Raw genomic sequence first — 9,692 nt, forward strand, 5'->3', positions numbered from 1 at the left:
TCTCTTCAGATCTACGGATTTTCGCCATGCCACGAAATTAGCATCATGCTAGCAAGTTAAGCGAACACTGACATGATAAATTAGTGGTTAGCTATATTTTTTTACTTTGCAACAGAACCCTTGGATCTATAGGTGCAGTTATAGCAGCCCTTCTCATTATATTTTTTAGATGGGGGTGGGCGGATCCTTTAGCAAGTGTGATTGTAGCAATTTTAGTACTACGTAGCGGCTTATATGTAACAAAATCAAGTCTTCATGTATTAATGGAGGGAGCACCAAGCAATATAAATACAAAAGACCTTATTAAAACTATTAAAAAATTCAAAGAAGTTAAAAATATTCATGACTTTCATGTTTGGTCAGTAACTAGCGGATTAAACGCGTTATCTTGTCATATTGTTGTAGAAGATACAATGACCATTACTGAAAATGAGTTTTTACTTAAACGTATAGAACATGAACTCAATCATCAAAATATTCAACATGTCACAATACAGACTGAAACTTCTAACAATAATCATAGTGAAAAATTGTTTTGTATCGTGAAAGAAGAAGACAGTCAACATCATCATTAAATAAACAGCCATTATTTTTTAATAATGGCTGTTTATTTAATTATTTCAATATATTTAATATATCTTTTTTGTTATTTTCAAATCCCACGTAATATTTAAATAACTTTTTTTTACCCCAAAAATTTTTTTTATAAAAAGCAAATAAGGGAACAATTCGGTTGCCTGATATTTTTTTCATTTCTTCTTCTAAGTCCAAATTTTGACTTACATCTTTATGACTATAACTAATCTCTTGAGAGTTTAAATACCTTTTTGATTCTTGGCAATCAGAGCACGTAGGTCTTGTGTAAAGCTCAAGTTGTATATTTTTATCCAAATATATCTCTCCTAATATAAGTTTTAGCATACATTTTATACAAGTGTACCTCTTAAAACAAACTTTAAATATTAATTTTTTATATGAAACTTTTGTATTGACTTATACCTACCGGGGGTATAATATAGGTTTCAATAAGACATACCCCAGCAGGGTATACGAGGAGGGGTGAAATTGAACACTACTACTGTTAAAAACAATGACGCATTGCTCAATAGACTCAAAAGATTAGAAGGACAAATGCGCGGTTTACAATCAATGATAGCAGAAGATAGATATTGTATAGACGTACTAGTACAAATAACAGCAATACAATCAGCCCTAAAACAAGTGGGTTTTATAGTAACTGAAGACCATATATCTAATTGTGTAAGTGAAGGTATTAAAAATGGCAACGGAGAAGAAAGTATCAAAGAATTGATGGTTGTATTAAAACAATTTTCAAAATAGGAGGAAAGAAATAATTGAGTGAAAATATTAAAAAAACCTCATTAGGTATCACAGGCATGACATGTGCAGCTTGCTCGAATAAAGTAGAAAAAAATCTAAATAAATTAGATGAAGTTAACGCTAATGTAAATCCTTCTACAGAGAAAGCTACAATTGAATATAACCCCAATGTTACATCATTAGAAGATATTGCAAATACAATTCAAAAAACAGGTTATGGAGTTTTAACCGAAAAAGTGGATCTCGATGTAATGGGAATGACGTGTGCAGCTTGTTCGAATAAAATCGAAAAAGTTTTAAATCGAATCTCAGGTGTAAATAAGGCTACAGTTAATTTAACCACAGAAAGTGCTACTGTAGAATACAACCCTGATATGACGTCTGTAGATGAATTTCAACAACGTATTAAAAATCTAGGATATGAAGCACAACCTAAAAAAGAAGCATCAGAAAAAAGTTCCCAAAAAGAAAAACAATTAAAACGACAGTTAATTAAATTAGTTGTTTCAGCTGTTTTAGCAGCTCCATTGTTAATGACAATGTTCGTTCATTTATTTGGTATTCAAATACCACATATATTTATGAACCCGTGGTTCCAATTTGTATTAGCAACGCCTGTTCAATTTGTTATTGGTTGGCAATTTTATGTAGGCGCTTATAAAAACCTTCGTAATGGGTCAGCAAATATGGATGTTCTTGTCGCTTTAGGTACAAGCGCAGCCTTCTTTTATAGTATTTACGAATCGATTAAGTGGTTAATTAATACAAATTATGAGCCACACCTATATTTTGAAACAAGTGCTGTATTAATTACTTTAATTCTTTTCGGAAAGTATTTAGAAGCACGTGCTAAAACACAAACAACAAATGCGTTAAGTAAATTGTTGAATTTACAAGCTAAAGAAGCACGTATATTACGCAACGGTGAAGAGACTATGGTTCCTTTAAGTGAGGTAAAAGAAGGAGACTATTTAGTTATCAAACCAGGAGAAAAAATACCAGTAGATGGCAAAATAATTAAAGGTATGACTTCAATTGACGAGTCAATGTTGACAGGTGAATCTATTCCTGTTGAAAAAATGCAAAATGATAATGTTATAGGATCAACAATGAATAAAAATGGAGCAATTACTGTTGAAGCAACAAAAGTTGGTAAAGATACAGCTCTTGCCTCCATTGTTAAAGTTGTCGAAGAAGCGCAAGGTTCTAAAGCGCCAATACAAAGACTAGCAGATATTATTTCTGGATATTTTGTACCTATCGTTGTAGGTATCGCGATTTTCACATTTATTATATGGATTTCATTAGTTCAGCCGGGGCAATTTGAACCAGCCTTAGTTGCTGCAATAGCAGTATTAGTTATTGCTTGTCCTTGTGCGTTAGGCTTAGCTACGCCTACTTCTATAATGGTGGGTACCGGAAAAGCTGCTGAAAATGGCATTCTATTTAAAGGTGGAGAACACATTGAAGGTACACATGCTATTAATACAGTTGTTTTAGATAAAACTGGCACTATAACAAATGGCACACCTGAAGTCACTGATTTTAGTGGAGATGATCAAACATTACAATTATTAGCTAGTGCAGAAAAAGGTTCTGAACACCCACTAGCTGAAGCTATCGTAAGTTATGCTAAAGAAAAATCATTAGAATTTTTAGAAGTAGATCATTTTGAAGCTATACCAGGGCGCGGTATAAATGCAACAATTGATGGTAAAGAACTTTTTGTTGGAAATCGAAAACTAATGAGTGAAAAAGGAATCCGAACTAATGAAGCTGAAACAAATCTCGCTCAATTTGAAAAAGAAGGAAAAACTGCAATGCTTATAAGCGTAGATAACGAATTGAGAGGGGTTGTCGCTGTAGCCGATACAGTTAAAGATACTGCCCAACAAGCTATTCAAAAACTTCATGAATTAGGTATTGAAGTTGCTATGTTAACTGGTGATAACAAACGTACCGCACAAGCAATAGCAAAACAAGTTGGTATAGACACGATTATTGCAGAGGTTTTACCAGAAGAAAAAGCTTCTAAAGTAGCAGAAATTCAATCTGAAGGTAAAAAAGTAGCTATGGTTGGAGATGGTGTCAATGATGCTCCAGCACTAGTTAAAGCAGATATTGGTATTGCCATTGGTACAGGTACAGAAGTTGCAATCGAAGCTGCTGATATAACTATTTTAGGAGGAGACCTTTTATTAATTCCAAAAGCAATAAAAGCAAGTAAATCTACAATTCGTAATATTCGCCAAAATCTATTTTGGGCGTTTGGTTACAATGTTGCAGGTATCCCTATAGCAGCAATTGGTCTGCTAGCACCTTGGGTTGCGGGAGCAGCAATGGCTTTAAGTTCTGTAAGTGTTGTCACAAACGCTTTACGTCTAAAACGTATGAAATTATAAGAATCTTATATTTCTTGAAAGGAGGTGACAACATTGACTAACGAAGTTATTAATGTAGAAGGTATGAGCTGTGACCATTGCAAGCATTCAATTGAAAAAGCATTAAATGGATTAGATGGTGTAACATCTTCAGAAGTAAGCTTGGCGAATGGGAATGTGGAAGTTGAATTTGATGAAAATCAAGTAGCTTTCAACGACTTTAAAGAAGCTATTGAAGATCAAGGTTACGATGTAATTAAATAATTTAAATAGTTGGGCATATCGTTTAATGATATGCCCTTATTAAAAATTAAGGAGGATAAAAATATGAATCATAATCATGAATATCATTCAAACAAACCCGAAATTAAAGCAAATGTTGTATATAGAGACGGTAATATAGAAATTACGTTAGAAGATGAATTTAATAATGCCCCATTATTAGATACTATGCATGAAAAAGAAATGCATTTCGTTTTAGTATCTAATGACATGGAGAAATATTACCACCTACACCCTCAAAAAAAGCATGAAGGTTTATTTATAATTAACCAACAATTAGAGCCAGGAACTTACCATGCTTTTGTTGATGTTACACCAAAAAACCATGTGTATTACGTTCATCCTATTGAACTGCAAATTGGAGATAAAATAACCTCTAAAACATCTTTAAATTCTGATAAAAATTGGGTGAAAGTTAACAAAGGAGTTCATGTAACTTTAAATTCTATAAATGCTAAAGAAGATGAACATGTCCCTTTAACTTTCAATACAGAATTAACACCCCAACCTTATTTAGGAGCTTTAGGACATGTGATTATATTTGATGAGCAATTAACTGATTATATTCATGTTCACCCAGAATCACCTGATTCTACAACCTTTTATGCTCATTTTCCTAAAAAAGGGATGTATAAAATTTGGGCAGAATTTAAATTTAATGATGAAGTGCATAGATTTACTTATAATATTAAAGTTGCATAAATCTATTAGCAAAAGCTTAAAAATCAGTAAATTGTAAAGAGTTATTTAGATAATACAAAACGCTTTATAAAAAATCGAAAATTGATGAAGAAAGTATCAAAAAATTGTAGTGGTTGTTTATATTGCAACATTCACTGAATTTTTATAGTTAATAATCTATTATTTAAGGAGTAATTTATTGATTAAGTTTGAATATTTTGAGGAGAAAGATTTTGATTTATTAATAAACTGGATAAACTCTCCTGAACTTTTAGTCAAATGGGCAGGTACAGATTTTAATTATCCCCTAGATGAAGAACAATTAAAGGAATATATTATAGACACAAATAAAGAAAATGCTAGTAAAATAATTTATAAAGTTATCATTGAAGAAAATAATTCAAAAAAAATTATAGGTCATATTGCTTTAAATAATATAGATTTTAAAAATTGTTCCGCCACTTTAGGTAAAGTTTTAGTAGGTGATCCGCAAATGCGTGGCCAAGGATTAGGCCCTAAAATAATAAAGAAATTATTGAAAAAGGCTTTTGAAGATTTGGGATTACACAGAATTGAATTAGGTGTTTTTGCCTTTAATAAATCAGCTATAAAAAGTTACAAAAAGATTGGATTTATAAAAGAAGGAGAAAAAAGAGACTTTAGAAAATTAAATGGAGAATATTATAATTTATGGCAAATGAGTATGTTAGAAAGCGAATGGTCTTGAATAATTTTAAACAAAAATAGCCCTCTTATTTTAATAAGAGGGCTATTTTTGTTTATTTAGAGCGTGCTCTAATTAGTCATTTGTAATTTGTTTATGATTCCATTTATTATTATAGTATTCTTCAAACTGTTGCTTATAACCAGACCACAATTTCTTTTTATTAGTAAAGTCACAGCATAATTCAATGAATTTAGATACAATATAATTTGTAAATGAAGATAACTCTATTTCGCTAGATAAAGAAGATTCTTGGTAAAATTCCTCTATTTCTCTATTACTAATATAAAGATTTGTTGCAAGTATATAGATAGTTTTATTTTTTTCATTACCAATAGAATGAACATCTGATGAAAAACTTCTATATATATGTTGATAATAATAATCCATGTTTAAATACTTTGATAGCAATTCAATATTACCTATTTTTTTATTACTTGTACCTTTTTCCATGTACCATTTTTTTATATCGTTTACTTTATTTACTTTTATTTTTGAATTACTAAAAGTTTTTATGAACAATTGCTCTAAATTAGTCAACTTGCTTTCTAAATTTATTATATCTTGTTGACTAAAACCTCCATCTTTTGCATTTGACACTAATACTCTAACCTTTTCGTATTCATTATACAAAAAATATCTTTCTGCCCTTTTTCTTGATTCACTGTCTGATTCTAATATATATTTTAAATAAAGTAATAACTCATATAGTTTCCTAGATAAAGTTCTAGCACTACTTATAGTCACACAATTATTTATGTCGATATAGTTAAGATAGAAAGTGTGTGCTATGTCATAAATAGCTAAAAAAAGATGATTTTCTTTGAATTTTTGTATGTCCTGGCTATTATTTAAACCTTTTTTAATATAAATCTCTACTTCATTAATCACTTTAATTACATCTTCATCTTTAAAAAATAAATCTTCCACTTTTAACCAATCCTTTGTTTACATAATGCCTATTTTATAGATAGTTTAACTGTACATAACATACAGTTAAGAAAATTTACTTTCAATTTCAACTATCTTTTGTAAAATCTCCTTAATATCCTCTTTTGATAACTTATCTAAATTCTGTAACATGTATTTATTTGTTTGTTTTATATCTCCCCTTATACTTCTAATTTCCGCATTATAATAAACTTTTTCTGTATCACTCATATTCAAACTATATTTATTATTGCTCACATATTCATTTGCTTTATCTAATTCTTCGATGTAACGACTTAAAATGTCCATTTTACCTACTCCTTTTTGTAATCTCAATTCAATATATAGCTTATTATAATCTTTGAATAGTAGATTTCACTAATTTAATCTATTAAATCTTTACTTGAAGCTTCTAATAAGTTATTAAAGTTTTTATATTCCTTATATGTTTTTTCTATTTCACTTTGAGCTTCAATTGGAAGCCCTGTGTCTGCAATAATTATATTACAAATTACTTCTGTATCACCAAACCATTTGCTATAATTAATTGCCTCGTTCAAATAACTTATTTTCTCATTAACTCTTTCTAACGATTGCAAACTTAAATTCACATGATTATTGTTTAAATTATCTTTAATTATTTCTAAATAATGTGTTAGTTCAACTTCTAAGTCACAAATTTGGTATTTATTAGCTATTTCTCCTACTATAAATGCTTTTTTATTCTCTGTTTCAAAATTCATATTATAATTTGAAAACAATATATTATATTTTTCTTGAGTAGCAACATTTCCTTCCTTTCTAAATATAGATGCCCATTGTTGAATACTCATTCTCTCTTTATGTGTAGCTAAATCAATCATTTTTAAAGTTTTTATATTCCTTTTTTTCTCATCTTGTTCTAACCTTTCATCAGTTCTTTTAATATTGGCAAACGTTAATAAAAATGCTAGTAGAGTAACTATTGCTCCAAATAACTCAACACCGTGGTCGTATAAAAAACTATGTTCTGTAACTTGTGATCCTATAATCATTTAAACTTCTCCTATAATTGATTATTTTTTCTTTCCATTTAAAAAAGTATAAATTTGATCATTTGTAAAATTTGTAGAAAATGTATATAACATAACAAACCTCAACATATCTACATAAACGTATTTCAAAATCACTATTTTGCATTCCTACCCTATATGATGCTATACTGTATTTAACAAAGAGAGTTCCATAGGTACACCAATCCCCTCACTACCGGAAATAGTGAGGGGATTTTTTGGTGCAGCTATGTCGCCTTATTACTTGTTACGATTGTTTAGCCAAAACGTGAAAATCGCAACAATGCATCCTGAAATCACAGGTGCAACTATACTAACAAAGAGAATTGCCATAGGTCTCACCTCCTTCCATAGTAATTTCGCCTATGGAAGTTAAGGCGACTCCATTATTATATCATCTGTAAACATGTAATCATATTCACTTCTGATAAGTCATTTTATGTTATATCTTTGCTTATTTTTATAGTATCAAGACAAGAAGAAACTCGTTTTCAACTCGTTTCTAAAAATTAAAAAAGAGAGTAAAAATTAGGAGCCACTCTCTTTTTTAAAACCACTCAATAAACCAAAAATAAGAATTAAAGCAGAAATAAATAAACATAAAACAAAAAGACCATTAAATTCAGGTGTATTGAAAAAAGAAAACAATTCTAAGTTACTTAAATTACTAAGAAAACCACTATCATTGGGAGTTAGCTTCAAGTAATCAAAAACAAAAATTAAAAGGGTATTCGGATTATCGTGTGGAAAAACATTATAGCTGGTAGATTTTTGCTAAACTAAGGTCAGGCTAGTTGAAGAGTATCTTTTATTTTCTAAGTAATTGTGGTAGCATAAAAATGAACTAGAAAACTGTAGCTAGGGTTCCGCTATCTAGGTAGGTCAGTGACCGAGGGCTACATCTTTTACAATATGTAAAAGGCACCTATTGACATAAAAGGTCCGAGGGGGAAGGTTCAGCGTAGTTGTTATGCGTTGAAATCTTTCTCTTCGGCTCTTTTTTTATTATTTAGGAGGTATTTATCGTATGAAAAGGATCGATGATTTGAAAGCTGGTGTTGCAGTTATTATTTTGAATGAGGAGAACCAAGTTTTGTTGCAAAAAAGGTCCGATGTAGGACTTTGGGGTATTCCTTCAGGACATATAGAAATAGGGGAAACAGTTTCTGAAGCAGCTATTAGAGAAATAAAAGAGGAAACCAATTTAGATATTAGAATTAAAAAGCTTATAGGTGTGTACTCTGAGCCTGATTCTCAGGTTTTTACTTATCCAAATGGAAGAGTAGTGCATTTTATAACAACTTGTTTTCTTGCTGAAATTACTGGGGGTGAACTACGATGTAATTCTTCTGAGTCACAAGAAATTCAATTTTTTGAACAACAAAGTTTACCAAGAGACTTATTGAAAATGCATCCTCAATGGTTAAATGACGCCCTTGCCAATGATGACTTAGCTTTTATTCGTTAAAAAGTAAATCCTTGTTAAGTTAACGGGGGGATTAGTAAAAAGAGGGGTTCAGATAAAAAATTCCACACTATTTTCCGATTACCCAATTAAAATAAATGTGCCAATTGTGAAAAGAATAGCTGAAATTAAATATTTTAAAAACTTACTCAATATACCCCTTCTTTTTTTATCAAATTACCAAAATTAGTTGCTTTATTCCAATTGCTTTATTGACGTTGAGCCTCGGAACCCTTAACAATCCCAAAACTTGTCGAATGGTCGGCTTAATAGCTCACGCTATGCCGACATTCGTCTACAAGTTTAGTTAAGGGTTCTTCTCAACTTCAATAAATTTTCTCGGCATAAATGCGTGTCTAATCTTTTTTAGAACGACTAATCAAAAAATAATCTAAAAAATCACAAACCAAAATTAAAAAATAAAAAAGCCTAAATACTCTCTCGATTTGTGAGAAAGTATTTAGGCTTTTTGAATTAATAAATTTCTTACTTCTTATGTTTATTTAACAATTAGTACTGGGACAGAACTTCTTTTAGCAATCTTATGTGGGTTCTGTTGCAAAGTAAAAAATATAGCTAACCACTAATTTATCATGTCAGTGTTCGCTTAACTTGCTAGCATGATGCTAATTTCGTGGCATGGCGAAAATCCGTAGATCTGAAGAGACCTGCGGTTCTTTTTATATAGAGCGTAAATACATTCAATACCTTTTAAAGTATTCTTTGCTGTATTGATACTTTGATACCTTGTCTTTCTTACTTTAATATGACGGTGATCTTGCTCAATGAGGTTATTCAGATATTTCGATGTACAATGACAGTCAGGTTTAAGTTTA

At 30.5% G+C, this 9,692-nt stretch carries 12 protein-coding genes and 1 pseudogene; 7 read left to right on the forward strand and 6 right to left on the reverse strand.

Going from position 1 to position 9,692, the window contains the following annotated elements; genetic code table 11:
- Positions 1-119: 119 nt before the first annotated feature.
- A pseudogene (locus ACP7BT_RS13250) lies at positions 120-575 on the forward strand (cation diffusion facilitator family transporter); the annotation flags it as partial.
- A 40-nt stretch (positions 576-615) separates the two neighbouring features.
- Here the strand turns inward: ACP7BT_RS13250 and ACP7BT_RS13255 are convergent.
- Positions 616-891 carry a glutaredoxin family protein gene (locus ACP7BT_RS13255; RefSeq protein ID WP_039259027.1) on the reverse strand — a complete coding sequence of 92 codons (276 nt, stop codon included), beginning with the start codon at positions 889-891 and terminating at the stop codon, positions 616-618.
- 174 nt (positions 892-1,065) lie between these two features.
- Between ACP7BT_RS13255 and ACP7BT_RS13260 the strand changes: the two genes are divergently transcribed.
- The 5 genes from ACP7BT_RS13260 (at position 1,066) to ACP7BT_RS13280 (ending at position 5,412) form a co-directional block, all read left to right on the forward strand.
- A complete protein-coding gene (locus tag ACP7BT_RS13260) occupies positions 1,066-1,341 on the forward strand; it encodes a metal-sensing transcriptional repressor (RefSeq protein WP_001831396.1) in 276 nt (91 codons plus the stop codon).
- A 14-nt stretch (positions 1,342-1,355) separates the two neighbouring features.
- Positions 1,356-3,743, forward strand: a complete 2,388-nt coding sequence (locus ACP7BT_RS13265) for a heavy metal translocating P-type ATPase (protein ID WP_002452570.1) — start codon at positions 1,356-1,358, stop codon at positions 3,741-3,743.
- Positions 3,744-3,776: 33 nt separating this feature from the next.
- The gene (gene copZ, locus ACP7BT_RS13270; protein ID WP_001831373.1) at positions 3,777-3,986 is read left to right on the forward strand and encodes a copper chaperone CopZ; all 210 of its coding nucleotides are present in this window, start codon (positions 3,777-3,779) and stop codon (positions 3,984-3,986) included.
- A gap of 63 nt (positions 3,987-4,049) precedes the next feature.
- Positions 4,050-4,706 (forward strand): hypothetical protein, encoded by a 657-nt coding sequence (locus ACP7BT_RS13275; protein WP_039258994.1) that lies wholly within the window; start codon positions 4,050-4,052, stop codon positions 4,704-4,706.
- A 178-nt stretch (positions 4,707-4,884) separates the two neighbouring features.
- Complete coding sequence (locus tag ACP7BT_RS13280) at positions 4,885-5,412, forward strand: GNAT family N-acetyltransferase (protein WP_058703205.1); 528 nt, start codon at positions 4,885-4,887, stop codon at positions 5,410-5,412.
- Between the two features lie 72 nt (positions 5,413-5,484).
- On the opposite strand, the gene ACP7BT_RS13285 is transcribed toward ACP7BT_RS13280, so the two are convergent.
- The 4 genes from ACP7BT_RS13285 to ACP7BT_RS13300 all read right to left on the reverse strand — a co-directional run bounded on the left by ACP7BT_RS13285 (position 5,485) and on the right by ACP7BT_RS13300 (position 7,724).
- Positions 5,485-6,339, reverse strand: coding sequence for a DUF5677 domain-containing protein (locus ACP7BT_RS13285; protein ID WP_039258936.1), 855 nt, complete (start codon positions 6,337-6,339; stop codon positions 5,485-5,487).
- Positions 6,340-6,405: 66 nt separating this feature from the next.
- The gene (locus tag ACP7BT_RS13290) at positions 6,406-6,648 is read right to left on the reverse strand and encodes a hypothetical protein (protein WP_039258937.1); all 243 of its coding nucleotides are present in this window, start codon (positions 6,646-6,648) and stop codon (positions 6,406-6,408) included.
- 74 nt (positions 6,649-6,722) lie between these two features.
- Positions 6,723-7,373 (reverse strand): hypothetical protein, encoded by a 651-nt coding sequence (locus ACP7BT_RS13295; RefSeq protein WP_039258938.1) that lies wholly within the window; start codon positions 7,371-7,373, stop codon positions 6,723-6,725.
- 258 nt (positions 7,374-7,631) lie between these two features.
- Complete coding sequence (locus ACP7BT_RS13300; protein ID WP_123213859.1) at positions 7,632-7,724, reverse strand: type I toxin-antitoxin system Fst family toxin; 93 nt, start codon at positions 7,722-7,724, stop codon at positions 7,632-7,634.
- A gap of 694 nt (positions 7,725-8,418) precedes the next feature.
- On the opposite strand from ACP7BT_RS13300, the gene ACP7BT_RS13305 reads away from it, so the two are divergent.
- Positions 8,419-8,859, forward strand: a complete 441-nt coding sequence (locus tag ACP7BT_RS13305; protein ID WP_002476233.1) for an NUDIX domain-containing protein — start codon at positions 8,419-8,421, stop codon at positions 8,857-8,859.
- Positions 8,860-9,463: 604 nt separating this feature from the next.
- Here the strand turns inward: ACP7BT_RS13305 and ACP7BT_RS13310 are convergent.
- The coding region (locus ACP7BT_RS13310) for a DDE-type integrase/transposase/recombinase (protein WP_142241382.1) at positions 9,464-9,692 on the reverse strand (229 nt) is incomplete at its 5' end.

This window comes from Staphylococcus sp. Y174-1 (assembly GCF_049897865.1).
GTDB classification, from domain to species: Bacteria; Bacillota; Bacilli; order Staphylococcales; family Staphylococcaceae; genus Staphylococcus; species Staphylococcus saprophyticus.

Excerpts from the sequence above, each read along its gene's own strand:
- ACP7BT_RS13275 (WP_039258994.1), top strand. The coding sequence starts at position 4,050 with ATGAATCATAATCATGAATATCATTCAAACAAACCCGAAATTAAAGCA.
- ACP7BT_RS13290 (WP_039258937.1), bottom strand. The coding sequence starts at position 6,648 with ATGGACATTTTAAGTCGTTACATCGAAGAATTAGATAAAGCAAATGAA.
- ACP7BT_RS13295 (WP_039258938.1), bottom strand. The coding sequence starts at position 7,373 with ATGATTATAGGATCACAAGTTACAGAACATAGTTTTTTATACGACCAC.
- ACP7BT_RS13300 (WP_123213859.1), bottom strand. The coding sequence starts at position 7,724 with ATGGCAATTCTCTTTGTTAGTATAGTTGCACCTGTGATTTCAGGATGC.
- ACP7BT_RS13305 (WP_002476233.1), top strand. The coding sequence starts at position 8,419 with ATGAAAAGGATCGATGATTTGAAAGCTGGTGTTGCAGTTATTATTTTG.